This window comes from Frigoribacterium sp. PhB107 (assembly GCF_003751515.1).
Lineage (GTDB): Bacteria > Actinomycetota > Actinomycetes > Actinomycetales > Microbacteriaceae > Frigoribacterium.
This window is the reverse complement of sequence record NZ_RJKU01000002.1, coordinates 752,366-778,553: the sequence shown is the minus strand read 5'-3', so window position 1 is coordinate 778,553 and position 26,188 is coordinate 752,366. Positions and strand designations below refer to the sequence as shown.

23 protein-coding genes and 1 tRNA gene are annotated in these 26,188 nt (G+C 71.0%); 8 read left to right on the top strand and 16 right to left on the bottom strand.

The window, feature by feature from the left end:
* Positions 1–60: 60 nt before the first annotated feature.
* The 5 genes from EDF18_RS11910 to nrdH all read right to left on the bottom strand — a co-directional run bounded on the left by EDF18_RS11910 (position 61) and on the right by nrdH (position 5,456).
* A complete protein-coding gene (locus EDF18_RS11910; protein WP_233569110.1) occupies positions 61–1,239 on the bottom strand; it encodes a CPBP family intramembrane glutamic endopeptidase in 1,179 nt (392 codons plus the stop codon).
* Between the two features lie 215 nt (positions 1,240–1,454).
* Complete coding sequence (nrdF, locus tag EDF18_RS11905; RefSeq protein ID WP_228506869.1) at positions 1,455–2,480, bottom strand: class 1b ribonucleoside-diphosphate reductase subunit beta; 1,026 nt, start codon at positions 2,478–2,480, stop codon at positions 1,455–1,457.
* A 106-nt stretch (positions 2,481–2,586) separates the two neighbouring features.
* Complete coding sequence (gene nrdE / locus EDF18_RS11900; RefSeq protein WP_199732444.1) at positions 2,587–4,692, bottom strand: class 1b ribonucleoside-diphosphate reductase subunit alpha; 2,106 nt, start codon at positions 4,690–4,692, stop codon at positions 2,587–2,589.
* 26 nt (positions 4,693–4,718) lie between these two features.
* Complete coding sequence (gene nrdI, locus EDF18_RS11895) at positions 4,719–5,135, bottom strand: class Ib ribonucleoside-diphosphate reductase assembly flavoprotein NrdI (protein ID WP_123547993.1); 417 nt, start codon at positions 5,133–5,135, stop codon at positions 4,719–4,721.
* Positions 5,136–5,222: 87 nt separating this feature from the next.
* Positions 5,223–5,456, bottom strand: coding sequence for a glutaredoxin-like protein NrdH (nrdH, locus tag EDF18_RS11890; protein ID WP_123547992.1), 234 nt, complete (start codon positions 5,454–5,456; stop codon positions 5,223–5,225).
* A 363-nt stretch (positions 5,457–5,819) separates the two neighbouring features.
* Here nrdH and EDF18_RS11885 point away from each other — a divergent pair, with 363 nt between their 5' ends.
* The 3 genes from EDF18_RS11885 (at position 5,820) to EDF18_RS11875 (ending at position 8,738) form a co-directional block, all read left to right on the top strand.
* Positions 5,820–7,028 carry an MFS transporter gene (locus EDF18_RS11885; protein WP_123547991.1) on the top strand — a complete coding sequence of 403 codons (1,209 nt, stop codon included), beginning with the start codon at positions 5,820–5,822 and terminating at the stop codon, positions 7,026–7,028.
* 95 nt (positions 7,029–7,123) lie between these two features.
* Positions 7,124–7,954, top strand: coding sequence for an aldo/keto reductase (locus EDF18_RS11880; protein WP_123547990.1), 831 nt, complete (start codon positions 7,124–7,126; stop codon positions 7,952–7,954).
* A gap of 259 nt (positions 7,955–8,213) precedes the next feature.
* Entirely contained in the window at positions 8,214–8,738 is a 525-nt protein-coding gene (locus EDF18_RS11875) for a ribonuclease H (RefSeq protein ID WP_123547989.1), read from the top strand.
* An 86-nt stretch (positions 8,739–8,824) separates the two neighbouring features.
* Here EDF18_RS11875 and EDF18_RS11870 read toward each other — a convergent pair whose 3' ends face one another.
* The 3 genes from EDF18_RS11870 to EDF18_RS11860 form a co-directional block, all read right to left on the bottom strand.
* On the bottom strand, positions 8,825–9,586 hold the full coding sequence (locus tag EDF18_RS11870; RefSeq protein WP_123547988.1) for an SDR family oxidoreductase: 762 nt from the start codon (positions 9,584–9,586) through the stop codon (positions 8,825–8,827).
* A 103-nt stretch (positions 9,587–9,689) separates the two neighbouring features.
* Positions 9,690–12,269 (bottom strand): RNA helicase, encoded by a 2,580-nt coding sequence (locus EDF18_RS11865; protein WP_123547987.1) that lies wholly within the window; start codon positions 12,267–12,269, stop codon positions 9,690–9,692.
* 374 nt (positions 12,270–12,643) lie between these two features.
* Positions 12,644–12,832: a hypothetical protein gene (locus tag EDF18_RS11860; protein ID WP_123547986.1), complete on the bottom strand. Its 189-nt coding sequence runs from the start codon at positions 12,830–12,832 to the stop codon at positions 12,644–12,646.
* A gap of 163 nt (positions 12,833–12,995) precedes the next feature.
* On the opposite strand from EDF18_RS11860, the gene EDF18_RS11855 reads away from it, so the two are divergent.
* Positions 12,996–13,937, top strand: coding sequence for an NAD(P)-dependent oxidoreductase (locus tag EDF18_RS11855; protein ID WP_123548314.1), 942 nt, complete (start codon positions 12,996–12,998; stop codon positions 13,935–13,937).
* 44 nt (positions 13,938–13,981) lie between these two features.
* Here the strand turns inward: EDF18_RS11855 and EDF18_RS16650 are convergent, their stop codons facing one another.
* From EDF18_RS16650 to galU, 6 genes are all read right to left on the bottom strand, one after another.
* Positions 13,982–15,550 carry a methyltransferase gene (locus EDF18_RS16650; protein ID WP_123547985.1) on the bottom strand — a complete coding sequence of 523 codons (1,569 nt, stop codon included), beginning with the start codon at positions 15,548–15,550 and terminating at the stop codon, positions 13,982–13,984.
* Positions 15,551–15,663: 113 nt separating this feature from the next.
* Positions 15,664–16,509, bottom strand: coding sequence for a DUF4190 domain-containing protein (locus EDF18_RS16645; protein ID WP_123547984.1), 846 nt, complete (start codon positions 16,507–16,509; stop codon positions 15,664–15,666).
* 118 nt (positions 16,510–16,627) lie between these two features.
* Positions 16,628–16,703 (bottom strand) — tRNA-Ala (locus EDF18_RS11840).
* Positions 16,704–16,778: 75 nt separating this feature from the next.
* Positions 16,779–17,822 carry a DUF3040 domain-containing protein gene (locus EDF18_RS11835; protein ID WP_123547983.1) on the bottom strand — a complete coding sequence of 348 codons (1,044 nt, stop codon included), beginning with the start codon at positions 17,820–17,822 and terminating at the stop codon, positions 16,779–16,781.
* A gap of 111 nt (positions 17,823–17,933) precedes the next feature.
* Positions 17,934–18,581 carry a GNAT family N-acetyltransferase gene (locus EDF18_RS11830; RefSeq protein WP_123547982.1) on the bottom strand — a complete coding sequence of 216 codons (648 nt, stop codon included), beginning with the start codon at positions 18,579–18,581 and terminating at the stop codon, positions 17,934–17,936.
* 11 nt (positions 18,582–18,592) lie between these two features.
* On the bottom strand, positions 18,593–19,486 hold the full coding sequence (galU, locus tag EDF18_RS11825; RefSeq protein WP_123547981.1) for a UTP--glucose-1-phosphate uridylyltransferase GalU: 894 nt from the start codon (positions 19,484–19,486) through the stop codon (positions 18,593–18,595).
* Between the two features lie 66 nt (positions 19,487–19,552).
* Between galU and EDF18_RS11820 the strand changes: the two genes are divergently transcribed.
* From EDF18_RS11820 to mscL, 3 genes are all read left to right on the top strand, one after another.
* Positions 19,553–20,131, top strand: a complete 579-nt coding sequence (locus EDF18_RS11820; protein ID WP_123547980.1) for a 5-formyltetrahydrofolate cyclo-ligase — start codon at positions 19,553–19,555, stop codon at positions 20,129–20,131.
* A 39-nt stretch (positions 20,132–20,170) separates the two neighbouring features.
* The gene (locus tag EDF18_RS11815) at positions 20,171–20,524 is read left to right on the top strand and encodes an FmdB family zinc ribbon protein (RefSeq protein ID WP_123547979.1); all 354 of its coding nucleotides are present in this window, start codon (positions 20,171–20,173) and stop codon (positions 20,522–20,524) included.
* A 79-nt stretch (positions 20,525–20,603) separates the two neighbouring features.
* A complete protein-coding gene (mscL, locus tag EDF18_RS11810; protein ID WP_123547978.1) occupies positions 20,604–21,110 on the top strand; it encodes a large conductance mechanosensitive channel protein MscL in 507 nt (168 codons plus the stop codon).
* A gap of 84 nt (positions 21,111–21,194) precedes the next feature.
* On the opposite strand, the gene EDF18_RS16165 is transcribed toward mscL, so the two are convergent.
* Positions 21,195–21,440 (bottom strand): hypothetical protein, encoded by a 246-nt coding sequence (locus EDF18_RS16165; RefSeq protein WP_148050093.1) that lies wholly within the window; start codon positions 21,438–21,440, stop codon positions 21,195–21,197.
* 14 nt (positions 21,441–21,454) lie between these two features.
* Entirely contained in the window at positions 21,455–25,222 is a 3,768-nt protein-coding gene (locus EDF18_RS11800; RefSeq protein ID WP_123547976.1) for an ATP-binding protein, read from the bottom strand.
* Positions 25,223–25,636: 414 nt separating this feature from the next.
* On the opposite strand from EDF18_RS11800, the gene EDF18_RS11795 reads away from it, so the two are divergent.
* Entirely contained in the window at positions 25,637–26,083 is a 447-nt protein-coding gene (locus tag EDF18_RS11795; RefSeq protein WP_123547975.1) for a hypothetical protein, read from the top strand.
* Positions 26,084–26,188: the final 105 nt, after the last annotated feature.

Below are 26,188 nucleotides of genomic sequence, written 5' to 3'. Positions count from 1 at the left end.
CCCGCAGAACCGGGGGTCCAGTGCTGGTTCGGGGGTGTTTCGTCTTCGCACGACGTGTCGTCAGCGGCGGCGGGAGGCGCCCGGTCGACGGAACCGGCCCGTGGCGGCGAGCACCGCGACGAGCAGCACGGGGACGATCCAGCCCGACCAGCCGAGGATCGTGCCCTGCACGAGGTCGATCCGCTCGCCCGCCGCAGCGAAGAGCAGGTACGACCCGGCTGCGGCGTTGAACGCGCCGTGCGCCAGGGCGGCCGGCCAGACGCTGGCCGACCGCAGCCGCAGCCAGGCGAAGACGGCCCCGACCACCACGCACGTCCCGGTCATCATCAGCACGCCGAGCCACCCCGGCGTCTGGACTCCGTAGTTGTACCCGAGCAGGATCAACGGCGTGTGCCAGAGCCCCCACGCGACGCCGCTGAGCAGGACGGCAGGCGCGGTGCCGAGGGGCAGGAGGCGCGGCAGCAGGAAGCCCCGCCAGCCGAGCTCCTCCCCCAGCGCGGGCACGGTGTTGACGAACGCGCCGATCGGGATCGACACGAGCTGCAGGGCGACGAGCAGGCCGATCGGCGGCAGCGGCCCCGGATCGCCGAGGCCCGCGGTCGCCTGGGCCACCTGCTGCTCGGTCAGCTCTCGGAACGCCGAGAACCCGGTGACGTCGGCCGGGTAGGAGCCGAGTGCGGCACCGATCGGCAGGGCGACGAGCACGAGCGCGACGGGCACGACGAGCCCCAGGCCGAGGTACGCGAGCAGTCGTCCGACAGGGCGCAGTGGCCACAGCCCGAGAGCCCCCGGGATGGAGGCCGGTCGGTCGACGAACCGGCTGACGAGCAGGGCCCCGATCGCGGGCGTCGCCATCATCGCGACCGCGCAGACGCCCAGCAGCGGGCTGGCGAGGCCGTCGCCGAGCCAGAGCGGCAGGCAGACGAGCCAGGCGAGGCCGAACGCGATCAGCACGAAGGCGGCGATCGGCCACCACGAGACCCTCAGCCCCACGACGATCGAGCCGGTGGAGGCGTCGGCCGAGTCGGCAGGCAGGTACCGGTCACCAGCCACGTGCGCCGCGACCGGCTGCCACTCGGCGGTCGTCGACTCGTCGAGGTCGCACGCGTCGGCATCCACGTCGTCGACCCGCTCGCCGCCAGGTGCCGTCCATCCGTGCGCGGGCGGCCGGGAGGAGGGGTTCGTCGTCATCGTTGCTCCGTCGGTCAGCTCGGGCCTCGTGGCAGGGGTCTGCTCCATGGTCGCGTGCGCGGCGGGCCTGCGCCTCCCCCGACCAGCCGACCCGCGCCTCCTCCGCTCGGCCCGACCTGCTCGACCTGCTCGACCGTCGAGCGCGCACATCTCAGGAACAGCTCGTCTCGCGTTCCTGATCCGTGCACGACGAAGGAACCCGCGTCCTGATCCGTGGAGGATCAGGACGCGGGTTCCTGAGTGGTGCAGCAGAGCCGGACGGGCTAGAAGTCCCAGTCCTCGTCCTCGGTGTTGACGGCCTTGCCGATGACGTACGACGAGCCCGACCCCGAGAAGAAGTCGTGGTTCTCGTCGGCGTTCGGCGAGAGCGCAGACAGGATCGCCGGGTTCACGTCGGTCGTCTCCTTGGGGAACATCGGCTCGTAGCCGAGGTTCATCAGAGCCTTGTTGGCGTTGTAGTGCAGGAACTTCTTGACGTCCTCGGTCAGGCCGACGGTGTCGTAGAGATCCTGCGTGTACTGGATCTCGTTCTCGTAGAGCTCGAAGAGCAGGTTGAACGTGTAGTCCTTGATCTCCTGCTTGCGCTCGTCCGAGGCGCCCTCGAGGCCCTTCTGGAACTTGTAGCCGATGTAGTACCCGTGCACGGCCTCGTCACGGATGATGAGGCGGATCAGGTCGGCCGTGTTGGTGAGCTTGGCGCGCGACGACCAGTACATCGGCAGGTAGAAGCCGCTGTAGAACAGGAACGACTCGAGCAGGGTCGAGGCGACCTTGCGCTTCAGGGGGTCGTCGCCCGTGTAGTAGTCGAGGACGATCTGGGCCTTCTTCTGCAGGTTCGGGTTCTCGACCGACCAGCGGAAGGCGTCGTCGATCTCGGGCGTCGACGCGAGGGTCGAGAAGATCGACGAGTAGCTCTTGGCGTGCACCGACTCCATGAACGCGATGTTCGTGTAGACGGCCTCTTCATGAGGGGTGATCGCATCGGGGATCAGGCTGATCGCGCCGACGGTGCCCTGGATCGTGTCGAGCAGCGTCAGGCCCGTGAACACGCGCATGGTGAGCTGCTGTTCTTCGGGCGTGAGGGTGTTCCACGACTGCACGTCGTTCGACAGCGGGATCTTCTCGGGCAGCCAGAAGTTGTTGACGAGGCGGTTCCAGACCTCGACGTCCTTGTCGTCCTGGATGCGGTTCCAGTTGATCGCGCTGACCGACTTGATCAGCGGGATCGACTTGCCGGTGGCGTGCACCGGGTCGCCGGCGACGCTGTTGATCTTGTCGGTGATGGTCATGTCGTCTCTTCCGTCGGGATGATGCCGTGGATCTCAGTTCAGGAGGCGGGGGCCGGTCGTCGAGACCGGCCCCCGCCGGGTGGCCCTCAGGCCTGGGTCGTGCGACCTACAACATGCAGCTGACGCAGCCGTCGACCTCGGTGCCCTCGAGGGCCAGCTGGCGCAGACGGATGTAGTAGATCGTCTTGATGCCCGCGCGCCATGCGTAGATCTGGGCCTTGTTGATGTCGCGGGTCGTCGCGGTGTCCTTGAAGAACAGGGTGAGCGAGAGGCCCTGGTCGACGTGCTGCGTGGCCGCGGCGTAGGTGTCGATGATCTTCTCGGGGCCGATCTCGTACGCGTCGGTGTAGTACTCCAGGTTGTCGTTCGTCATGAACGGCGCCGGGTAGTAGACGCGGCCGAGCTTGCCTTCCTTGCGGATCTCGATCTTCGACGCGATCGGGTGGATCGACGAGGTCGAGTGGTTGATGTACGAGATCGAGCCGGTCGGGGGCACCGCCTGCAGGTTCTGGTTGTACAGGCCGTGCTGCATGACGCTGGCCTTGAGCTGACGCCAATCCTCTTGCGTGGGGATGGCGACGCCCGACGCGGCGAAGAGGCCGGCCGCGCGCTCGGTGCTGGGCACCCACTCCTGCTCGGTGTACTTGTCGAAGAACTCGCCGGAGGCGTACTTCGAGTCCTCGAAGCCGCCGAAGGTCACGCCGCGCTCGATCGCGATCGTGTTCGAGGCACGCAGGGCGTGGAACAGCACCGTGTAGAAGTAGATGTTCGTGAAGTCGATCGCTTCTTCGCTGCCGTAGTGGACCCGCTCACGAGCGAGGTAGCCGTGCAGGTTCATCTGGCCGAGGCCGATGGCGTGCGACTGGTCGTTCCCGACCTCGATCGAGCGGACCGACTGGATGTGGCTCATGTCGCTGACCGCGCTGAGGCCGCGGATCGCGGTCTCGACGGTCTTGCCGAAGTCGGGGGCGTCCATCGACAGCGCGATGTTCATCGACCCGAGGTTGCACGAGATGTCCTTGCCGATCTCGTTGTACGACAGGTCTTCGTTGAACGTGGTCGGGGTGTTGACCTGCAGGATCTCCGAGCACAGGTTCGACATGTTGATGCGGCCCTTGATGGGGTTCGCCTTGTTGACCGTGTCCTCGAAGACGATGTAGGGGTAGCCCGACTCGAACTGGATCTCGGCGATCGTCTGGAAGAAGTCGCGCGCCTTGATCTTGGTCTTCTTGATGCGGCCGTCGGCCACCATCTCGCGGTACTTCTCGCTGATCGCCACGTCGCCGAAGGGGACGCCGTAGACCTTCTCGACGTCGTACGGCGAGAAGAGGTACATGTCCTCGTTGTTCTTGGCGAGCTCGAACGTGATGTCGGGCACGACGACGCCGAGGGACAGCGTCTTGATGCGGATCTTCTCGTCGGCGTTCTCGCGCTTGGTGTCGAGGAACCGCATGATGTCGGGGTGGTGCGCGCTGAGGTACACGGCACCGGCGCCCTGGCGGGCACCCAGCTGGTTCGCGTAGCTGAAGCTGTCCTCGAGGAGCTTCATGACGGGGATGATGCCCGACGACTGGTTCTCGATCTGCTTGATCGGGGCGCCGGCCTCGCGGATGTTCGAGAGCGACAGCGCGACGCCGCCGCCGCGCTTCGAAAGCTGCAGCGACGAGTTGATGCCGCGCGAGATCGACTCCATGTTGTCCTCGATGCGCAGCAGGAAGCAGCTGACGAGCTCGCCTCGCTGGGCCTTCGCGGTGTTGAGGAACGTGGGGGTGGCCGGCTGGAAGCGGCCGCCGATGATCTCCTCGACGAGGTCGATCGCGAGCTGCTCGTCGCCCTGGGCCAGGCCGAGGGCGGTCATCACGACTCGGTCTTCGAGGCGCTCGAGGTAGCGCTTGCCGTCGAACGTCTTGAGCGTGTACGAGGTGTAGTACTTGAACGCGCCGAGGAAGGTCTGGAACCGGAACTTCTTCGAGTAGGCCAGGTCGTTCAGGCGCTCGATGAAGGCGAAGTCGTACTGCTCGATGGTGGCGAGCTCGTAGTACTCGTTCTCGACGAGGTAGTCGAGACGCTCACGCAGGTTGTGGAAGAAGACCGTGTTCTGGTTGACGTGCTGCAGGAAGTACTGCTTGGCCGCCTCCCTGTCCTTGTCGAACTGGATCTCGCCCGACGGGCCGTACAGGTTCAGCATCGCGTTGAGCGAGTGGTAGTCCATGCTCATGCCCTGCCCGGGTGCTGCGATCACTTCGAGATCGTCGACTGCTGCGTCCAAAATTCTTCCAATCCGTTCTGTACTGCTGAGACGTCGTCCGGGGTGCCGAAGACCTCGAACCGGTAGAGCAGAGGCACGTCGCACTTGGCGGCGACGATGTCGCCGGCCAGGCAGTACCCCTCTCCGAAGTTGGTGTTGCCCGCCGCGACCACGCCTCGGATGAGGCTGCGGTTGCCCTCGTCGTTGAGGAACCGGATGACCTGCTTCGGGACGGCGCCTCTGCCCTCGCCGCCGCCGTAGGTCGGCAGGACGAGGACAAAGGGGTCACGGGCGTGGAGCGGGGGCTCGGAGGGGAAGAGCGGGATGCGCTCAGCCGGCACCCCGAGCTTCTCGACGAACCGGTGCGTGTTGCCCGAGACGCTGGAGAAGTAGACGAGATGGGTCACGGTGACGACCGCCTCCTCTGCTCGTGGTGCTGTGCCTCCGGCGACGGGAACGGGCTGTGGCCCGCACCCGTCACGAGGAGGCGCGGGTCAGGAGACGCGGGCGGCCAGGCCGGCGATCTTGTCGGGGCGGAAGCCGCTCCAGTGGTCGTCGTCGGCGATGACGACGGGCGCCTGCAGGTAGCCGAGCGCCTTGACGGTCTCGAGCGCGGCGTCGTCGGCGGTGACATCGAGGACTTCGTACTCGATGCCCTTGTTGTCGAGGGCGCGGTAGGTGGCCGTGCACTGGACGCAGGACGGCTTGGTGTAGACGGTGATGGCCATGGTTTCCCCTGTGTTCTCGGGCCGACGCGGGGGTCGGACGCGGTGGTTCTGATGCGGGTCTGGGGCAGCGGGCGTAGTGCCTGCGGCAACTCCTCGATACTACATCTTGTGGCCCGGACTCGGGCCCACAACTAGATGCGGTGTTACAGGCGTGTAGTTCTGTCGGGCGAGTTCTCCACAGGAGTTCCCCCAAGTTCTGCACAGATCTGGCGGAGTTGCCCCCAGGATCTGGCGGTTGTGCACATGTTCCTCCCCACCTCCGACATCGCGACGGCGTCGTCCCCAGTTCGGGGCCACGGCGTGTCGCGGCGTGTCGGGACGGGGCTGCCGCACGCGCCCGCGCCTCCGTAGACTCGACCTCTCGTGAGCACCTATTCGTCCCTCCTGAAGACCCCCGGCGTGGGGCGCATCATCGCGGCCCAGCTGACCGCGCGGTTCCCCTTCGGGATGCTCTCGCTCGCGTTCCTGCTGCACGTCGAGCACGTGCACCACTCCTACGCGGCAGCCGGGCTCGTGCTCGCCGCGACGAGCATCGGCCAGGCGATCTCCGGACCGCTCACCAGCCGCTGGATGGGCCGCTGGGGCATGCGCCCCGTGCTGCTCCTGACGCTCAGCGTCTGCCTCGTCACGATGCTCGCGTTCACCGCCTACGACTTCTCGGTGCCCGCCTTCATGGCGCTCGGCTTCGTCACCGGCCTCAGCGTGCCGCCCGTGCAGCCCGCCGTCCGCACGATCTACCCGAAGATGGTCAACTCGTCGCAGCTGACTCCCCTCTTCTCGCTCGACGCCTCCGCCCAGGAGATCATCTGGGTCGCCGGTCCGGTCATCACCACCTTCGTCGGGACGCAGGTGGGCACCCGCGAGGCGATCTGGCTGGCCGCGCTCTTCCTCGTCGGCGGCGGCATCTGGTTCATCGCCTCGCCTGAGGTCGGCCGTGTGCGCATCCCGCGCAGCAAGCGCTCGTTCGGCAAGGTGCTCGCCCGGCCCACCGTGCTGCTCGCCACCGTCGCGGGCTTCCTGCTCATCGGCGCGTGCGCCGCGGTCGAGGCCGGCGTCGTGGCGCTCTTCGGCGAGGGCAGCGCCGACTCGGGCATCGCCCTGGCCGTCTTCGCCGCCGGCTCGCTCGTCGGCGGTCTCGCACTCGGGCACGTGCCCGTCGGCCCCTGGGCGCTCGGCCGCCGCCTCGCGATCGTGTTCGTCGGCATGGTGCTCGCGATCTTCGCCACGGGACTCCTGCCGATCAGCGGCGCCCTCCTCGTCGCCGGGGTCGGCATCGCGCCGGCCCTCGCCGTGATGTTCGCCATCGTCTCGTCGAGCGTCAAGTTCAGCGACACCGCCGAGGCCTACGGCTGGGCCGGCACCGGCCAGCTGATCGGCTCGGCCCTCGGCTCGGCGATCGCCGGCTTCTGGATCGACCGCATCGGCGGGCAGGGCGGCCTCGTGGTCGCCGCCGCGTTCGCGTTCGTGGGGGTGATCGTCGGACTCGTGTTCCACCGCTCGCTGCCCGACCTCCGGGGGCGCGACGCGAGCCCGCTGCCCGACACGGAGCCGGTCCCCGTCCAGGCCAGCTGACCGGCGCCTCCTCCTCGTCGCCCGGCCCGTGCCTCCTCGTCTGCCGGCCCGGACCTCCTCGGCCCGGCCGTGATCGCGGATGGGAGGATCGGGGCATGTCCGACATCAGCGTCCCGTCCGTCGCGCTCTCCGACGGAGCCCGCATCCCCCAGCTCGGCCTCGGCGTCTACAAGGTCGCCGACGACGAGGCGCGCACAGTCGTCGCCACCGCCCTCGATCTCGGGTACCGCCACGTCGACACGGCGTCGTTCTACGGCAACGAGGTCGGCGTGGGGCAGGCACTGCGTGCCTCCGACGTGCCGCGGGACGAGGTCTTCGTCACGACCAAGGTGTGGAACACCGAGCAGGGCTTCGACGAGACGCTGCGCGCCTTCGACGCGAGCCTCGACCGCCTCGGCACCGACCACGTCGAGCTCTACCTGATCCACTGGCCGGCCCCCACGCAGGACAAGTACGTCGACACCTGGCGTGCGCTCGAGCGGATCGCCGAGGAGGGGCGGGCCCGGTCGATCGGCGTCAGCAACTTCCAGGTGCACCACCTCGAGCGGCTGCTCGGCGAGACGAGCGTCGTGCCGGTCATCGACCAGGTCGAGGCCCACCCGTGGCTGCAGCAGCACGAGCTGCGCGAGTTCTGCGCGGCCCGGGGCATCGCCGTCGAGGCCTGGTCGCCGCTCGCCCGCGGTCGCGTGCTCGACGACGCCGCGATCGGCCGGATCGCGGCGAAGCACGGCGTCGAGCCCGCGCAGGCCGTCATCCGCTGGCACCTGCAGCAGGGGCTCGTGGTGATCCCCAAGACCGTGGACGCGCGCCGGCTGGCGTCGAACCTCGACGTGTTCGGCTTCGAGCTCGACGACGACGACCTCGCCACGATCGCCGCGCTCGACAGCGGCGAGCGCTCCGGCTCGCACCCCGACCAGGTCGGCTGACCTCTCCTCTCTCTCTCGTCATTCTTTCTCGCTCGAGTCGGCGGGTTCCCGTCACACCCAGCGGGTTCCTGTCACGTGCGGCGGGTTGCAGTGCCCGCCGGCGGGTGGGCGCCGACCCGCCGCGGGCTGCGGGAACCCGCCGACATCGACCGAGACGAGACGAGAGAGGCCTGCCCCGGCAGCACCGGGGAGGCGCAGGTCGAGGGGCGCGCGCCGCTCGCGTACCGTGGTGGGCGCACATCACGAGCAAGGAGCACCCATGACGATCGTCGCCGCCGCTGACGGATCCGCCCTCGGCAACCCCGGCCCCGCCGGCTGGGCCTGGTACGTCGACGACGACCGCTGGGCAGCGGGCGGCTGGCCCCGCGCGACGAACAACCAGGGCGAGCTCACGGCCGTGCTCGAGCTGCTGCGGGCCACGGCCGACGCCGGCGAGCCGGTGCACATCCTGTGCGACAGCCAGTACACGATCAAGGCGTGCACCGAGTGGATGCCCGGCTGGAAGCGCAAGGGCTGGCGCAAAGCCGACGGCAAGCCGGTGCTGAACGTCGAGATCCTCAAGGAGCTCGACGACGCCCTCGCCGGGCGCAAGGTCACCTTCGAGTGGGTCCGCGGCCACGTCGGGCACGAGATGAACGAGGCGGCCGACGTCCGCGCCCGGGGTGCCGCCACCGCGTTCCAGAACCGCACCGACGTACCCTCAGGCCCCGGCTGGCCCGGCGCGCCCGTCGCGACGACGTCGCCGGTCGCGGCGCCGCCCGAGCCGCCCGCCACCCTCTTCTAGGCATCGCACCGGGTCTCGTGCACCGCACCGCGCCTGGACCCGGCGCAGCGCACGGGACGCGGTGCGGCGAGCCGCGGCGCGGCGCGCTACATCGAGGGGTGCGTGCTCGACAGCCCGCCGTCGACGACGAACTGCGCGCCCGTCGAGAACGCGGAGTCGTCGGACGCGAGGTGCAGGGCGAGCCCGGCCACCTCCTCCGGCATGGCCAGCCGCCCGCGGGGGCTCATCGTGCGGAACGCGTCGAGCAGGGCGGGCTGGGCCTCGACCTGACGTCGGAACAGCGCCGTGTCGGTCGGCCCGGGGTGCAGCGAGTTGATGCGGATGTCCCAGCCCTCCTGGGCGGCGTGCGCGGCGCTCGAGCGGGTGAGGCCGACCAGGGCGTGCTTGCTGGCGGTGTAGGCCGCGTCGTCGCCGAAGCCGAGGAACGACGTCGCCGGCGCCAGGTTGATGATCGAGCCGCCCGACCGCTCGGGGTTGGCGCGCATCTGCTCGATCGCGAACCGCGTGCCGAGCATGACGCCCGTGACGTTGACGGCGAAGACGCGGTTCCAGCTCTCGAGCTGCGTCACGTCGATCGACTGTCCCGAGACGATGCCCGCGTTGTTGACGAGCACGTCGAGGTGCCCGTAGTGGTCGGCCACCCTGTCCATCACGCGCTTCCAGTCGCCGCCGTTGGCGACGTCGTGCTGGATGAACTCCGCGCCGGCCTCGGCCGCGACGGCCGATCCGTCGAGGATGTCGGTCGCGACGACCTGCGCCCCCTCGTCGGCGAAGCGGCGGACGATGGCCTCGCCGATGCCCGAGGCGGCTCCCGTGACGATCGCGACTTTGCCGGACAGGCGAGACATGGGTCCTCCTCGGGGGGCCCGGCGACGGGTCGCCGGGGGCGGTGCACCGGAGGGTCGCTCCGGGGGTGACGGGCAGCCGTGGTCGGCCGGGCCGCCGACAACGTTACTCCTCGACGACCCTGCCTCCGCTGCCGCCGGCGCGCTCGGAGGCCGGGCCGACGGCCGTGACCGTGACCACCGCCTCCCCCCGCTCGTCGCTCGACGCGAGGTCGACGACGGCCGAGATGCCGAAGTCGTGGTCGCCGTCGGGGTCGGCCAGGATCTGCCGCACGCGCCACACGGTCGGCAGCTGCTCGATCTGCAGCATGTGCGGCCCGCGCGCGTCGGTGTCGGTGCCGATCGTGTCGTACTCGTCGAAGTAGCGGTCGAGGGCCTGGCCCCAGCGGTCGGTGTCCCACCCCGAGGAGGCGTCGAGCTGACCCAGCCCCTCGGCGTCGTCCCGGGCCATCAGCTGCACCCGGCGGAACATCTCGTTGCGGACCGCGATGCGGAACGCGCGGTCGTTCGCCGTGAAGCGGCGGAGCACCGGCGGCACGATCTCGTCATGGGCCTCGACCTCGCGGGGGTTGAGCATCTCCTCCCACTCGTCGAGCAGCGACGAGTCGACCTGGCGCACCAGCTCGCCGAGCCACTCGATCAGGTCGGCCAGCTCGTCGGTCTTGGCCTCGTCGGGAACGGTCTGGCGCAGGGCCCGGAACGCGTCGGAGAGGTACCGGAGCACGAGGCCCTCCGAGCGCGCGAGACCGTAGAAGGCCACGTAGTCGCCGAACGTCATCGCGCGCTCGTACAGGTCGCGCACGACCGACTTGGGGCTCAGCGCGAAGTCGCCGATCCACGGCTGGGACGCCGCGTACGTCTCGAACAGCGCGGTCAGGAGCTCGTCGAGGGGCTTCGGCCAGGTGACGCCCTCGAGCAGCTCCATCCGCTGGTCGTACTCGACGCCCTCGCGCTTCATCTCGGCCACGGCCTCGCCGCGGGCCTTGAACTGCTGCTGCGAGAGGATCGGGCGCGGGTCGTCGAGGGTCGCCTCCACGACGGAGACGACGTCGAGCGCGTAGCTCGGCGACTCCTGGTCGAGCACGTCGAAGGTCGCCAGGGCGAACGGCGAGAGCGGCTGGTTCAGGGCGAAGTTCGCCTGGAGGTCGACCGTCAGGCGGATGGTGGGCGCGCCTCCGTCGTGGCTCGCCTCCTGCACGACGACCTCCGCGGTGCGGAGCGTGCGGTAGATCGAGATGGCCTGGCGCGCCATCGCGTACTGCGCCGACCGGGGTTCGTGGTTGTCGAACACGAGCGAGCGCACGTTCGCGAAGACGTCGCCCCCGCGGCCGATGACGTTGAGCAGCATGGCGTGGGTGATCTGCATGTGCGAGACCAGCGCCTCCGGCTCGGCGGCGATCAGCTTGTGGAAGCTGGGCTCGCCCCACGAGACGAATCCCTCCGGCGCCTTCTTGCGGACGATCTTGCGCTTCTTCTTCGGGTCGTCGCCCGCCTTCTCGATCGCTTTCAGGTTGTCGATCTCGTGCTCCGGCGCCTGCAGCACGACGGTGCCCGAGGTGTCGTAGCCGGCGCGGCCGGCGCGACCCGCGACCTGGTGGAACTCCCGCGCCGTCAGCTGTCGCATCCGGGTGCCGTCGAACTTCGTGAGCGCGGTGAGCAGGACGGTGCGGATCGGCACGTTGATGCCCACGCCGAGGGTGTCGGTGCCGCAGATGACGCGGAGCAGCCCCCGCTGGGCGAGCTGCTCGACGAGGCGCCGGTACTTGGGCAGCATGCCCGCGTGGTGCACGCCGATGCCCGAGCGCACCAGTCGGCTGAGGGTCTTGCCGAAGCCGGTGCTGAAGCGGAACCCGCCGATCAGCTCGGCGATCTCGTCGCGCTGCTCACGGCTGGCCACCTTGATGCTCGACAGGGCCTGCGCGCGCTCGAGCGCGGCGGCCTGCGAGAAGTGCACGACGTAGACCGGGGCCTCGCCGGTGGAAAGCAGTTCTTCGACCGTCTCCTGCACGGGGGTCTGGGCGTACGAGTAGTGCAGCGGCACCGGGCGCTCGACGCCGGTCACCCGGGCGACCGGGCGCCCGGTGCGGCGCGACAGGTCGTCGACGAGGCGCGTGACGTCGCCGAGGGTCGCCGACATGAGGAGGAACTGCGCACGGTCGAGCAGCAGCAGCGGCACCTGCCAGGCCCAGCCGCGCGACTGGTCGCCGTAGAAGTGGAACTCGTCCATCACGACCTGGTCGACGTCGGCGTCCGAGCCGTGGCGCAGGGCGAGGTTCGCGAGGATCTCGGCGGTGCAGCAGATGATCGGCGCGTCGGCGTTGACCGACGAGTCGCCCGTGACCATGCCCACCTGCTCCGGCCCGAACAGCTCGACCAGGGCGAAGAACTTCTCGCTGACCAGGGCCTTGATGGGCGCGGTGTAGTAGGTGCGCTTGCCCTGCGAGAGGGCGACGAAGTGCGCGCCTGCGGCGACCAGCGACTTGCCGGTGCCGGTCGGCGTGCTGAGCACGACCGAGGCGCCGGAGACGAGCTCCATCATCGCCTCGTCCTGCGCCGGGTACAGCGGCAGGCCCCGGTTCTCGGCCCACTCCGCGAAGTCGGCGTAGGCCGTGTCCTGGTCGTACGACTCGGGCCCCGGGTTCTCGGGCAGCAGGGCGGACAGCGGTGCGGAGGGGGCGGGCGACATGATGTGTCGATCCTGCCCCATGCCAGCGACAGCGAGGCGAGGCGGGCCGGAGGCGGTCGGCACCGGTCCGGGCACGCGGGAGGGGCGAGACGGCGAGTCCCGAGACAGCACACGCCCCCGTGGCCGAGCAGGGCTCGGGCGGAGGCGTGCGGTCGCGCCCTCGGACGGGGCCGGGCGGGATCGGATCAGGAGACCACGCTCGGTCGCACGTCGACGATGACGGGCGCGATGTGCCCCGGTAACCAGCCGGTGAGCACACTGCACTGTAGCCCGCGCCTCTTCGGCGCGGTGGGGTGAACGGCGGGTGATTCATGCGTCCGACTAGAACTGGGGGCACCGAGGGGCTGCGGAGCTGCGCTCCGCGGCCAACGGGCTCAGCGCAGCGGGATGTGCCCGCCGAGCGTGTCGTCCACCTGCTCGACGGCGCCCTCGCGAGCGGCGTCGTCGGCGGCCGAGCCGGCGTGCTCCTCGACGGGCGCCGGGTCGTCCCCGTGCACGGCGGCCGAGTCGTGGCGGGGGTCGACGTCGTGGTCTGCGGGGTCGTGGCTCTGGGTGTCGCTCATGGGGCGCCTCCTCGTGTCGTCCGTCGCCGTGGCGGCGGAGGGGGCCGGACGGCCCCGTCCCGCACGACCGTACCCGCGGCTCCGTCGCGCACGTCCAGCGCCGACACGGTAGACAGGAGCAGGCGCACCGAGCGCCGCCCCGACCCCAGGAAGAGTGCAGACGATGTCGTCATCCACCCCGTCCCCCGCGGCCCTCCGCGTCGCCGTCACCGGAGGCAGCGGCAAGCTCGGCCGAGCCGTCGTCCGCGACCTCGCCGCCCACGGCTGGGAGGTCGTGCTGCTCGACCGCGTGCCGAGCCCCGACCCGGTCGAGGGCGTCACGTACGTGCAGGTCGACCTGTCCGACTACGGCCAGGTGCTGCAGGCGCTCACCCACGTCGACGACCGCTACGACTCGATCGACGCCGTCGTGCACCTCGGGGCGATCCCGGCGCCCGGGCTCGTGCCGAACGCGACCCTCTTCCACAACAACGTCACCGGCAGCTACAACGTGTTCGCCGCAGCCCGTGCGGCCCACATCCGCAACGTCGTCTGGGCCTCCAGCGAGACCCTGCTCGGCATCCCGTTCGACCTCGACCCGCCCTACCTGCCCCTCGACGAGGAGTACGCCGTGCGGCCCGAGTCGTCGTACTCGCTCGGCAAGGCCCTCGACGAGGAGATGGCCCGCCACTTCACCCGCTGGGACCGCCAGCTGAAGATGATCGGCCTCCGATTCTCGAACGTCATGGACGACGGCGACTACTCCGAGTACCCCTGGGACGAGACCCCCGAGAAGAAGACGTTCAACCTCTTCTCGTACATCGACGCCCGCGACGGTGCCCAGGCCGTGCGGAAGGCGCTCGAGAGCGACCTCGTCGGCTTCGAGGCGTTCATCATCGCCGCGACCGACACGGTCATGAACACGCCCACCGCCCTGCTCGCCGACCAGTTCTGGCCGACCGTCGAGCGCCGGGCCGCCGTCGAGGGCACGGACTCCCTGCTCAGCAGCGACAAGGCCCGCGACCTGCTCGGCTTCGTGCCCGAGTACAGCTGGCGCACCTGGGGCGACCGGGTCGGCAAGCAGGAGGCAGCGGCGGCCGACGACGAGACGGGCGACGACCTCTAGCCCGTCGGAGCCGAGCGGGCACCGCGGCCCTGCCCGCTCGGCGATCAGGCGCGGAGCATCCCCGTCGTCACGAGCTCGCGCACCCGGGGCAGGAGCTCGGCCGTGAGCGCGCCCTCGTCGGCCTCGAGCAGGTGGGCGAGCGCGCCCACGATCGCGCTGGCGCTGAGCTCGCCGTCGCAGGCGCCCACCAGCGCCGAGAGGGCCGTGCCCGACTCGACCGACCGGGCGAAGCCGCCTCCCTGCCTCAGCGTGATGACCGTGGGGTCGTCGTTGCCGGGCCAGTAGTGCCGCTCCTCCGTGACGTCGCCGGCGACCGTGAGACGGGCGCCCAGCAGGGCGTCGTCGTCGAGCGAGCGGAGCAGGTCGACGGCGTCGAGCGTGGCCCCGAGGTGCCGACCGAGGCCGACGTCGTTCGAGCCGAGGCCCCCGAGGAGGCGCTCCGTGCGGACCACGGGCTCCGTCGCCGCGTCGAGAGGTCGCCTCAGGGTCACGTAGCCGAAGCCGACTTCGACGACGCCCCGCTGCTCGAAGTCGCCGAGCCAGGCCTCGTAGAGCCGCTCGAAGTCGGCGGTGCCCGCACGGGTGCCGCCGTCGCGGATCCAGGTCTCGGCGTAGGCGGCCGGGTCCTGCAGCTCGCGCTCGACCACCCACACGTCCAGCGGGACGCCGCCGCGGGCGACCCAGTCGGCCACCGAGTACGCCCCGCGCTTCCCGGCAGCCGCGTCCGCCCCTCCTGTCTCCCAGTTGCCGAGCAGCTGCGCGACGCCTCCCGGCGTGAGGTGGGCGCCGACCTGCGACACGACGGACGCGACGAGGTCGTCGCCGACCATGCCGCCGTCGCGGTACTCGTACTCGGGCACGCCCTCGGCCCGGGGCGTGATGACGAACGGCGGGTTCGAGACGACGTGGTCGAAGAACTCGCCCTCGACGGGCTCGAAGAGGCTGCCGAGCCGGAACTCGATGCCGTCGACGAGGTTGAGGGCGGCGTTGAAGGCCGCGAAGTCGAGGGCGCGCTGCGAGATGTCGGTGGCGACGACCCGGCGGGCGTGCCGGGCGACGTGCAGCGCCTGGATGCCGCAGCCCGTGCCGAGGTCGAGCGCGCTGTCGACGGTGCGCGGGATCATCAGCCCGGCCAGCGTCGCCGACGCCCCGCCGACCCCCAGCACGTGGTCCTCGCGGAGCGCGCCCCCGAGGGCCAGCTCGCCGAGGTCGGAGGCGATCCACCAGCTGGCCTCGCCGGACGCGTCGACGAACGCGTACGGCCGCAGGTCGACCAGCGCGCGCACCTCGTCGTCGGAGGCCTCGATCAGGCCGAGCGCGGCAGCGCCTGCCGCCCCCAGGGTCGGCAGCGCCGCCTCCACGTCGGCGAGCGGCTGCGGCCATCCCAGGATGAACAGCGACGCCAGCGTCGCCGCCGGACGGAGCGACGGCACGCGGGAGGCGCTCCTCACGAGCGCACGACGGGCCGCGACGCGCTCTCCCCGGAAGAGCGCCGCACCGGCGCTCGCTCCCCAGGCGTCGGGCCCCGTCAGACGATCGACCGTGAAGTCGGAGGACGCGAGGTCGGCCCGGAGGCGCGCGAGCAGGTCGGGATCACGGGAGTCGAGGGGCACGCCTCCATCTTCGCCGACGCGCGGTCGAGCTGCCTGCACCCTCGGCGGCCCCGGGAACAGGAGTGCCGCCCGCCCCGGAGGGCGAGCGGCACGGGTGCTGCAGAGAGCTGTCGTCAGCTCTGGTAGACGATCGAGTCGTACTCGAACGGGCCGGGGCTGAGCTCCAGGATCAGCTGCGCGGGGTCGGCGACCGAGAAGGCGCTGCGCCACGTGACCGACTGGCCGGCAGGGATCGCGGTGCTGGGCTGGTCGAGCGACTGGTCGGAGTCGTAGACGCTCGACGCCTCGACGCCGCTGGAGGCGACGGACGGGTACGCCAGGGTCGGGTCGAAGTTCGCGTCCGTGCCGTTGGTGATCGTGATCGTGAAGACGACGTTCGCGGCCTGGTCCGCACCGGCGGCGTACTCGCCGGGGGTGAAGGTCTCGGGCGCGGAGACGGTGACGGCGAGGCCGTCGTCGTAGGTGACCGTCTCGCCGAACGCCACGTTCTCGGTCGTCGTCTCGGCGGCGTCGTCCTCGGCCTCGGCGGCGGGCGACTGCGAGACGGACGTCGACTCGAGCGACTCGTTGATCTGGCTGATCGCCGAGGCGGCAGCGATGAACGTGACGATCGTGACGATGACCGAGATCACGAGGGCGAGGGCGGAGACAGCCGTGCCGATGATCGCGAGGAGACGCGAGCCGCGCTTCTTGACCAGGGCGACGACGCCGAGGACGAGCCCGACGAGCGCCAGGATGCCGCCGAGGAAGATCCAGGACAGGACCAGGCCGACGCCGCCGAGCACGACGGAGGCGATCGCGAGGCCGTTGCCCCCGGTGTTCTGGGGTGCGGTGGGGGGCGGACCGTAGGCGGGAGCCTGGTACGGGTAGCCCGCCGCAGGCGCGCCTGCACCGGGAGCGGAGGGGTCGGGCTGGTAGTTCGGCTGCTGAGGATCGGAGGGAGGCTGCGGAATGCTCATTTCTAAGAGTATGCCGTGAATTTGACACACCCATGGGCCCCCGTTGGGGGCGACTCCCGACACGACGAAGGCCCTCCCGCCGGGAGGGCCTTCGTGATGCTGCGAGGTGCTGAACTTCTGGTGGAGCTAAGGGGATTCGAACCCCTGACCTTCTCATTGCGAACGAGACGCGCTACCAACTGCGCCATAGCCCCAGACCTGCTCCGCAACGATAGCACCCGAGGAGGCGCCGGTCCGAATCGACGCGACGCCCGCCTACTCGAAGCGGCTCAGACCGCGCGGCGTCGCTCGAGCGCCTCGTCGAGGCGGAAGCTCGGCTCGCCGAGGTCGTCGACGATGCCCATGCGCGCGAAGCGGCTGGGGGCGGCGGGAGGCGGCGGCGGCGGCGGGGAGGCAGCCGCCGTCTGCGCGGCAGGTGCCCTCGACGTCGCGGGCGCCGGCACCGCCCGGGGCGCGGAGAGGGCCGCCTCGGCCCGAGCGGCCTCGCGCAGCGCCTGGTGCTGTGCCCGCTGGGACTCCCTCAGCGCCTGGACGGAGCGTTCCGACTGACGTCGCAGGTCGTCTGCGGGCGACTCCGCGGCGGGAGCCGACGCCGCCGCCGTGGCTGCGGGCCGGGACGCGGGTCGCTGGCGTCCGCGGCGCAGGTACAGGGGCGTCGGCACGGGGACCGGGGTCCACTCCCGCGACTCGGCCTCGACCTCTGCCTCGGGGTCGGCGAGCGACGAGGAGAAGTCCTTGAGCGGCTGGCCGACGCGAGGAGCGGAGGCGACCTGACGCCGCGCCCGCGCCCGTGACACCGCGGCCAGCTGGGCGAGCATCGCGACCGCTCCGGCCCCGAAGGCGAGCCCCGCGATCGAGGCGACCCAGAACGAGGTCGCGATGCCCGCGACGATCGCGACCGCCCCGAGCACGAGCACGACGGTCGAGACGAGACGCGAACGACGGAGGCGGCGGGCGGCCAGGGCGGGATCGTGGTCGGCGGCACGGAGCACGGGTGCCGCTGCGGCCAGCTCGCGGGTGACGGCACGCTGACGAGCGGCCTCGTGGGCCCGGCGGAGGGCCTCACGCTTCGTCTCCTCGCGGGCGAGGATGCGCTGCGCGTCGGCGACGGAACGAGCGTTGGCCTCGATCCGCACCTCCTCGGGCAGCTCGGCCGTCTGGGCGAGGATGCGGAGGGTCTGCTGCAGGCGCACGGCGTTGCGCTCGGTGGCGAGGTACTCGCGACGGCGCTGCCAGGTGGGCACGAGGTAGACCAGCCAGAGCACGGCGACGAGCGCCAGCACGAGGCCCCCGCCCCACGACCCGATGTCCATGCTGACGAGGGTATGAGCGGCGGCACGGCGCGTCGGCCATGTCGCGGGGTGTGTCTCGCCCGGTTCTGCGCGGACCCAGGCCAGATCCGGGCAGATCGCCTGCAGACCCGCCTAGAGCGGCAGCTGCCGCTCGGCCTCCGCCAGCGCGTCGGGCGGCACGCTGCCCTGCCCGACCGGGACCGTGCCCGACCGCCACCGGTGCAGGACGCCCTCGGGCACCTCCTCGGCCACCAGCGCGAAGCAGAAGTGGTCACGCCACATGCCGTTGATGTGGATGTAGCGGCGCCGGAGCCCCTCGTAGCGGAAGCCGAGCTTCTCGACCACGCGGAGGCTCGGACCGTTCTCGGGGCGGATGCAGATCTCCATCCGGTGCAGGCCGAGGGCACGGAAGCAGTGGTCGGTGGCCAGCGCGACCGCGATCGGGGTCGCGTCGTTCCCGGCTGCCGACTGCGTGACCCAGTAGCCGATCGTCGCCGAGCCGAGCGAGCCGTAGGTGATGCCGCTGACGTTGAGCTGCCCGACGAAGCGGCCGTCGAGCTCGATGGCGAACGGCAGGCCGAGGCCGGCGCGGGCGTTCACCTGGAGGGAGCGGATGCTGCCGCGGACGTCGTGGCTCGTGAACCCGTTCGGGTTGGTGGCCTCCCAGTGCCGGAGCCACGAGCGGTTCTCGGCCAGCGCTTGGTCGAGGTCGCGGGTGTCACGCAGGCGGAGGGGCCGGATGACGACCCGCCCCTCCGCCAGCGTGGGGATGCTGCTCACGTGGTGGTCGCCTACTCCAGCCCTGCCGTGAACTCCTTGAGCCACGGGCGGAGCTCGTCGCGGAGGTCCTCCCGGTCGCTCGCGAGCTGCACAATGGCCTTGATGTAGTCGAGCTTGTCGCCCGTGTCGTACCGGCGGCCGCGGAAGACGACGCCGTACACGCCGCCGGTCCACTCCTCTGCGCCGGCCATCTTCATCAGGGCGTCGGTCAGCTGGATCTCGCCGCCCTTGCCCGGCTCCTGCTTCTCGAGCACGTCGAAGACCTCGGGACGGATGACGTAGCGACCGATGATGGCCAGGTTCGAGGGCGATTCGCCCTGTGCCGGCTTCTCGACCAGGCCGGTGACCTTGACGACGTCGTCCTCGTCGGTCTCCTCGACCGTGGCGATGCCGTAGAGGTGGGTCTGCGAGGGGTCGACCTCGAGCAGGGCGATCACGGTCGCGTTCTTCTGCCCCTGCACCTCGACCATGCGCGTCAGCAGCGGGTCGCGGGCGTCGATGATGTCGTCGCCGAGCAGGACGGCGAACGGCTCACGGCCGACGTGCATCTTGGCGCGGAGCACCGCGTGGCCGAGGCCCAGCGGGTCGCCCTGGCGGACGTAGTGCATGTCGGCCAGGTCGGTCGACTGGTTGACCTTGGCGAGCTTGTCGTGGTCGCCCTTCTTCTTCAGGGTCTCCTCGAGCTCGGACACGTGGTCGAAGTGGTTCTCGAGGGCGTTCTTGTTGCGCCCGGTGATCATGAGGACGTCGGTGAGGCCCGCGTTCACGGCCTCCTCGACGACGTACTGGATCGCCGGCTTGTCGACGACGGGGAGCATCTCCTTCGGCATTGCTTTGGTCGCGGGGAGGAATCGGGTACCCAGGCCGGCGGCGGGGATGACTGCTTTGCTGATCGTGAAGCCCATGCCGCTCAGCGTATCCACCCGCGGCGTTCCGCGGGGGGCACATTTCGTGCCCGTACCATCGGGGACATGACGGACGAGGTCGGCAACGCCAAGCGCGCACTCCGGGCGGAGCTGCGACAGCGGCGCCGCAACCAGGGCGACCACGCTCGTGACCAGGCGACCGCGGGCCTGACGAGGCACCTGGTCGACCTCGCGTCCGGGCTCTCCGTCCGGTCGGTGTCGGCCTACCTCTCCACCGCGGACGAGCCGAACACCCGGCCGTTCCTCAACTGGGCCTACGAGAACGACGTCCGCGTCCTGTTCCCCATCTCCCGTCCCGACGGGCTGCTCGACTGGGCCGTCGGCGACGGCGAGACCGAGACGCTCGGGCTGTTCGACCTGCCCGAGCCGGTCGGCGAGGTGCTCAGCCCGATGGCGATCAACGACGTCGACCTCATCATCGTGCCGGCCGCCTCCGTCGACCACACGGGGATGCGGATGGGCTGGGGCCGAGGCTACTTCGACAAGACCCTCGGATCGATGGAGAAGCGACCGCCGGTCTATGCTGTGGTGTTCGATTCCGAGTACGTGGAGCAGGTGCCGCGCGAGCGTCACGACCAGCCCGTCGACGGCGTCGTCACGCCCAGCGGCATCCACGAGTTCTGAGCTCGCAGGCCGCCTCCTCGACCCACAGCTAGGACGCCCGTGCCCACCTACTCGTACCGCTGCACCGAGTGCGGCAACGCCTTCGACGTCGTCCAGTCGTTCACCGACGACTCGCTGACGGTCTGCCCCGTCTGCCAGGGCGTGCTCCGCAAGGTGTTCAGCCCCGTGGGCGTCACCTTCAACGGGTCGGGCTTCTACCGCACCGACTCCCGGAGCGGGAGCGGCAGCTCCTCGACCAGCTCGTCGTCGACCTCGTCGTCGTCGTCCGACAAGAAGTCGTCGGGCGCGAAGGAGAAGAGCGCAGGAGGCGGCGCGTCGTCCACCGGGTCGGGCGGGTCGTCGAGCTCGTCCTCGGGCGGCTCCTCGTCGGGGAGCTCCGGCTCCTCCTCCTGACCCCGGTCTGCGTGACCGGGCGAGGAGTGGTTGAGTTGTCGGCGACGACGACCACCCCTCGACCCGAAGGAGCGCACCTGTGAAGGGCTTCAAAGAATTCGTCCTGCGCGGCAACGTGATCGACCTGGCTGTCGCCGTGGTCATCGGAGCCGCGTTCACCGCGATCGTCACCTCGCTCGTGACCAACATCTTCAACCCCCTGATCGGTGCGGCGTTCAACGCGTCGATGCTCGACAAGGCCCTGATCGTGAGCATCCCCACGGTGAGCGGCGCCGAAGCCGAGCTCAAGTTCGGTGCCGTGATCGGTGCCCTGATCAACTTCCTGATCATCGCCGCCGTCGTGTACTTCTGCCTCGTGCTCCCGGTGAACAGCCTGCTGAAGCGCACCTTCGCGAAGCAGTCGGACGAGACCGTGCCGCCGGCGGACGTGCCGCCGACCGACGTCGAGCTGCTGAGCGAGATCCGAGACCTGCTGCGGGCGCAGTCGGGCATCGACTCCGGCGTCGCCGGTCACGGCAGCCACGCCGCCGACCCGACCCCGAGCGGCAGCGTCAACCTCGGGAACGGACCGCTCGGCAGCCGCTGAGCTCCCGGCTCCGCACGACGACGACGGCCCGCCACTCCCTCACCGGGAGCGGCGGGCCGTCGTCGCGTGCGGGGAGCTCGGGGGTCAGCCCCAGTGCGGCGGCACGTCGTCGCGGAGCTGACGGTCGTTCTCCCCCGACGCGTGCCGAGGAGGCTCGGGTGCAGGAGCAGGATCGCTGCCGGGCACCGGGTCGGTCGAGACCCGCCGGCCGCCGCCGCGACGCCGCACCACGAGCGGGGCCGACGCGATCGCCTCGACGACCGCGCGGTCGTCGGCGGGCCGACCCGCTCCTCCTGCGGGACCTGAGTCGGGGTCGCGCGGGCTCGTCACCTCCGTCATCGCGGTCAGAGCCGGTTGACGTGCTGGCGGGCCGACAGCGTCGGGACCTCCTGCGTGCGCGTCCCGTCGATCCCCAGCACCTCGGCGACCCGTGCGGCCACGGAGTCGGGATCGGTGAACAGCTGGAAGGCGTGCACCCGGACGTAGTGCCAGCCGAGGCGGCGCAGCGTCTCCGGCCGGGCCCGCAGCGACTCGCGGAGGCTCGTGCGCGACAGCGTCGTGTCGGTCTCGATGGTCACGCAGACGCCGTCGTGGGCGGCGACCAGCCCGAGCTTGCCGCGGTGCCCGAGGGCGACGGGGATGCCCTTCGCCTCGAGGCGCCGCGCCAGGTCGACGAGCATCGGGTCGGAGTCGTCCGGAACGTGCTCGGCGCTGGTGCGCGCCTGGACCTCGGTGAGGATCTCGGACAGCGCGACGGTGCCGTGGCCCATGCGTCCGCCGTCGATGTCGTCGGGCTGGAAGCAGGTGACGATGATCATCGAGCGACGCGCCCGCGTCATGGCGACGGCGAGCAGACGCTCCCCGCCGGGCTGGCCGAGCGGCCCGAAGTCGCTGAGCACGCGGCCGTGCGGGGTGCGCCCGTAGCCGATCGAGAAGATCACGTGGTCGCGGCTCTGGGCGACGCTCTGCTCGAGCGTGGCGACCATGAACGGCTCGCCCCGGTCGCCGACGACGAACTCCGTCAGGTCCTTGTGGCCGGACACCGCCGTGAGCACGGCCTGCTGCACGCGCACGGCGTGCTTCGCGCTCGCGGTGATGACCATGAGCGACTCGGCCGGTCGGGTGCGCGCGTGCTCGACGACGAGCGAGACGACGCGGTCGACCTCGGCGTCGACGCTCTCGACGGCACCGGACTCGGGGTCGGGCACGGCCGTGCCGCCGGAGACGTAGTCGAGCGCGATGCTGCCGTGCCCGAGGAAGCTGCCCGCCCAGGGCAGCGACTCGATGCGCCCGCCGTAGAAGCGGCGGTTGACGAGCTCGGCGAGGTCTTCTCCGCCGGCGCGGTAGCTGCGGGTCAGCGAGAGGGTCGGCAGCAGGGTGGACAGGCGGGCGAGGGCGCTGTCGGCGTGCAGGGCGTCGAGCTCCGCCTCGTCGTAACGAGGCGGCTGCTTGCCGGGCGTCACGGCGATGTCGAACTCTGAGGGCGTCTGCGTCACGGGGTCGCCGAAGGCCACCGTCTGCTTGCCCCGGCGGATCGCCCCGACGTTCTCGGCGATGGTCGTCGCGCCGGCGTCGACGAGCACGACCGTGTCGAACGGCACCGTGTCGGCGATGGTGTGCACCTCGTAGGGCGAGGCCAGCCAGACCGGGGCGATGGCGCGCGAGAGGTGCGGCGCGGCGTCGTGCAGCAGGCGGGCGGTGAGGTGCGGCTGGCGCAGCAGGGCCTTGAGGGCGGACGCCTCCTCCGGCCAGTCGACGAGACCGATCTTCCAGTTCTCAGCCAGCTGCCAGCCGAGCAGCTGGGCGCTGCCGGCCGCGTGCGCCTCGTCGACGAGCCTGAAGTCGGCCTCGAGGCGGTCGAGCATGGCGGTGTTGGCCCCGAGCAGCGCACGGTCGGCCTCGAGCAGCGACTCGAGCGCCGAGCGCCACCAGGCGAGCTCGAGCTCCGCGGCGACCTGCTGCTCGGGCACGTGGCGGTTCGCGAGGTCGGTGATGAGCGGCGCCAGCTCGAGGTCGCGCAGGGTCGTCATGAGCTCGGTGCGCTCCTGCAGGTTCTGCAGCACGTCGCTCTCAGCGGCGAGGTCGCGCAGCTTCGGGCCGAGCTCGGCCACGCCGATCTCGGTCAGGCTGTCGTCGCCGCGGAGGCCGAGGGGCGAGTCGAGGCGCTCCAGATCTTGGCTGACCTGCTGGTGCAGCACGTGCGCGTCGGCGATCCCCGTGGGCACCTCGGGCGGCGTGCCCGCGACCACGTAGCGCTGCCAGGCGATGCGCTGCTGCTGGATGCGCTGCAGGGCGCTGTGCAGGTCGGCGATGTGCACCCCGGGCCGCACGTATTCCCTCGCGAGCTTCTTGAGGCGGCGGCGGTTGGCGCTCGACATGTCGGGCGCCTCGCGCTTCGGCGCGGTCGCCGCGACGAGCTCGGCGACGGAGCGGTCGAACACCACGGGCTGGAACTTGTCGAGCGTGTCGCGGATCTCGATGAGGAGGCGCAGGTAGACGCCCAGCTCGGCCACCGACTCGAAGGGGCGCATCCGGGTGCTGCCGATCACCTCCTGCGCTCGCTCGAGCAGGCGGGGCAGGTCGCGGTGGTGCAGGTTCTTGGCGAGCTGGTGGGCGTCGCCGGCGCCGAACGAGTCGGTGAAGCGCGCGCCGTACCAGGGCGAGTCGCCCGGGCCGTAGCGGAACTCGCCGAGGTTGGCGGCGTTGACCATCGTCTCGGCGACGCGGCGACGGCCGTCGACCATCGCCTCGACGCTGCGGCGGCTGAGGCGCGCGGTGGTCGCGGGAGGCGCGGGCAGCAGGGCGAGCCGCGACAGCTCGGTGAGGCAGTCGAGCACCGACACGCGGAGCCCGTCGTCACGTCGGCTCAGCGCGCCGCGGTAGTCGACGAGCACCTTGCGGAGGCGCACGAGCGCGTCGTCGACCTCGCCCATCTGCGGGTGGGTGGCCTTCTCGTCGCGGCTGATGGCGCGGATGACGTCGCGGCGCAGCGTGGTCGGCGAGACTGCGACGCCGGGCAGGCCGATGTCGGCGAGGCGGGCGGTGATGCCTCGCAGGGAGGCGCGGCGAGCGCTGACGACGAGCACCCGCTTGTTCTGCGACACGAGTCGGCCGATCGCGTTGACGATGGTCTGTGTGCCGCCGGTGCCCGGCAGCGTCTTGACCACGACCGAGGCGCCGGCCGCGATCTGCGCGACGACGTTCTCCTGCTCGGGGTCGGCGTCGAGCAGCAGGGTGTCGGTCTCGGGGCTGCGCTCGTCCTGGGGGGTCGCCGTGGTCGGGCGGTACCCCTCCTGCACCTGGCGGATCGCCATGGCGTTGCCGCCGAGCGCGTCGAGCACGGGGTGGCCGAGCTCGCGGGCGTCGAGGGCCATCTCGGTCGAGACCTCGGCGAAGGTCGACACCACGAGGCGCGGCTGCACGGTGAACCAGTCGAGGTGCGCCGTGAGGCCGCGGAGGCGGTCGATCACGGGGTTGGGCGTGAACGCGCCCTCGCGGCCGGCGAGCGCGACGAACGCGTCGGCGTCGAGCGAGATGTCGAACTGGTCGTGCAGCGCGTCGGAGAGCGCGGGGTTGAGGAACGGCTCGCCCAGCAGCTTGACCTCGAAGTCGCGGCCGTGGCGCCGGATGGCGAGCGGGCGGAGCAGGACGGGGGCGCGGTGGTCGCGGCCGGCGAACGACCACGCGGCGACGCCGATGGCGAGGTGGACGGCGTCGATGCCGCGCACGGTGCTCAGCTCGAGGCCCTTCGCGGCGATCTCGCCGGCGGCGACGCGGGCGGTCCGGAGCGCGAGGTCGTCGCGGATGAGGCTCGACAGCAGGGTCGTCTTGCCGGTGATGAACTGGGCGAGGCCGCCGGGGTGGGTGGTGCTGAGCTCGATGCGGGCCCGCTGCTCGTCGCCGAAGTGCAGCAGGGTGGAGGTGCCGCCCACGACGCTCAGCTGGTCGCGCCACCCGGTGCGGGACGGCTCGGCCACGTTGCCCACCGCGAGGCCGGGGTCGCCGAGGCTGACCGTGCCCGGGGACGCTGCCCCCCCGGGCGCACCCGTCGGGGCGACGCCGGGACTGGTCCCGTCGTCGTCGTCGTCATGCTGTCTGTCGGCGCGCCACACACGGCCACCTTAAGCCGTCGTCGCCGTGATCCGCCTCAGGACGGGCGGGTCGGCGGCGACTGGACGACCGCCTCCTGCGCGCCGGGTCGCCGTCGTGGTCGACACGGTCGACGCGCGACACGTGTGGTCATGTCATCGGACGTGGTGCGCCACGTCGTGCGCCGCGTGCTGCGCATCATGATGACACGTCCTCATATGTGCCGCGCCGTCCGCGTCGGCTCATGTGTACGGCGCGGCAGGCATCGCGTGGTCACGGAACGAGCGAGACCGTGCTCGTCATCACATATTTCTATCTATATCTACTCATGTGAGGTGAGAGTGCAGTACCGTCGGCGTCAACGGTCCTGTGGTGACGACGGATGCGCCGTCACCACGTGGCTGCTCCCCCGCCCTCCTCACGACCGGAGACACGACATGCCCTTCGAGCAGAAGTACACCGACGAGACGCGCGAGCAGTCGCTCGCCCGCGTCCTGGAGCGCCGCGAGGCGGAGCCCGGCAACCGCGCCATCATCCGTGAGACCGCCGAGCAGTTCGAGGTCGGCGAGCAGTCGCTCCGTGGCTGGATCCGCGCCTGGGAGAAGGCGAACGCCCCCGCGGCGTCCGTCATCGCCGAGGAGGCGGCCGACACCGCCGACGACGGCTCGGCCGTGCGCACCGACGGTGACGCGCAGGAGGAGCCGGCCGCCGCGCCCGCGCCCCGACGCGGTCGTCCGCCCGGCAGCGGCGCCAGCGCCAAGGGCGGCGACGGCGCCGACCAGGCGTCCGCCGATCGCCTCGCGGAGCTCGAGGCCGAGGTCGCCAAGCTCCGTCGCGACCGCGACACGCTCAAGGCCGCCATCGGCGTGCTCGTCGGCGACTGACCGACCCCGGCAGAGCCGGGTGACCAGGCCGCGGCGAGCGCGGCGGCAGCGGGGGCTGCTGCTGCGCTCGACGCGGCCTCGTGCACGTCGCGACGCGCGTCGCTC

What these genes read in the sequence shown, in the direction of transcription:
- EDF18_RS11875 (WP_123547989.1), top strand. Translation starts at nt 8,214, where the DNA reads ATGACGATCGTCGCCGCCGCTGACGGATCCGCCCTCGGCAACCCCGGC.
- galU (WP_123547981.1), bottom strand. Translation starts at nt 19,486, where the DNA reads ATGGGCTTCACGATCAGCAAAGCAGTCATCCCCGCCGCCGGCCTGGGT.
- EDF18_RS11865 (WP_123547987.1), bottom strand. Translation starts at nt 12,269, where the DNA reads ATGTCGCCCGCCCCCTCCGCACCGCTGTCCGCCCTGCTGCCCGAGAAC.
- EDF18_RS16645 (WP_123547984.1), bottom strand. Translation starts at nt 16,509, where the DNA reads ATGAGCATTCCGCAGCCTCCCTCCGATCCTCAGCAGCCGAACTACCAG.
- nrdE (WP_199732444.1), bottom strand. Translation starts at nt 4,692, where the DNA reads ATGGACTACCACTCGCTCAACGCGATGCTGAACCTGTACGGCCCGTCG.
- EDF18_RS11870 (WP_123547988.1), bottom strand. Translation starts at nt 9,586, where the DNA reads ATGTCTCGCCTGTCCGGCAAAGTCGCGATCGTCACGGGAGCCGCCTCG.
- nrdH (WP_123547992.1), bottom strand. Translation starts at nt 5,456, where the DNA reads ATGGCCATCACCGTCTACACCAAGCCGTCCTGCGTCCAGTGCACGGCC.
- EDF18_RS11795 (WP_123547975.1), top strand. Translation starts at nt 25,637, where the DNA reads ATGCCCTTCGAGCAGAAGTACACCGACGAGACGCGCGAGCAGTCGCTC.
- EDF18_RS11910 (WP_233569110.1), bottom strand. Translation starts at nt 1,239, where the DNA reads ATGGAGCAGACCCCTGCCACGAGGCCCGAGCTGACCGACGGAGCAACG.
- EDF18_RS11880 (WP_123547990.1), top strand. Translation starts at nt 7,124, where the DNA reads ATGTCCGACATCAGCGTCCCGTCCGTCGCGCTCTCCGACGGAGCCCGC.
- EDF18_RS11860 (WP_123547986.1), bottom strand. Translation starts at nt 12,832, where the DNA reads ATGAGCGACACCCAGAGCCACGACCCCGCAGACCACGACGTCGACCCC.
- EDF18_RS11835 (WP_123547983.1), bottom strand. Translation starts at nt 17,822, where the DNA reads ATGGACATCGGGTCGTGGGGCGGGGGCCTCGTGCTGGCGCTCGTCGCC.
- EDF18_RS11855 (WP_123548314.1), top strand. Translation starts at nt 12,996, where the DNA reads ATGTCGTCATCCACCCCGTCCCCCGCGGCCCTCCGCGTCGCCGTCACC.
- EDF18_RS11820 (WP_123547980.1), top strand. Translation starts at nt 19,553, where the DNA reads ATGACGGACGAGGTCGGCAACGCCAAGCGCGCACTCCGGGCGGAGCTG.
- nrdF (WP_228506869.1), bottom strand. Translation starts at nt 2,480, where the DNA reads ATGACCATCACCGACAAGATCAACAGCGTCGCCGGCGACCCGGTGCAC.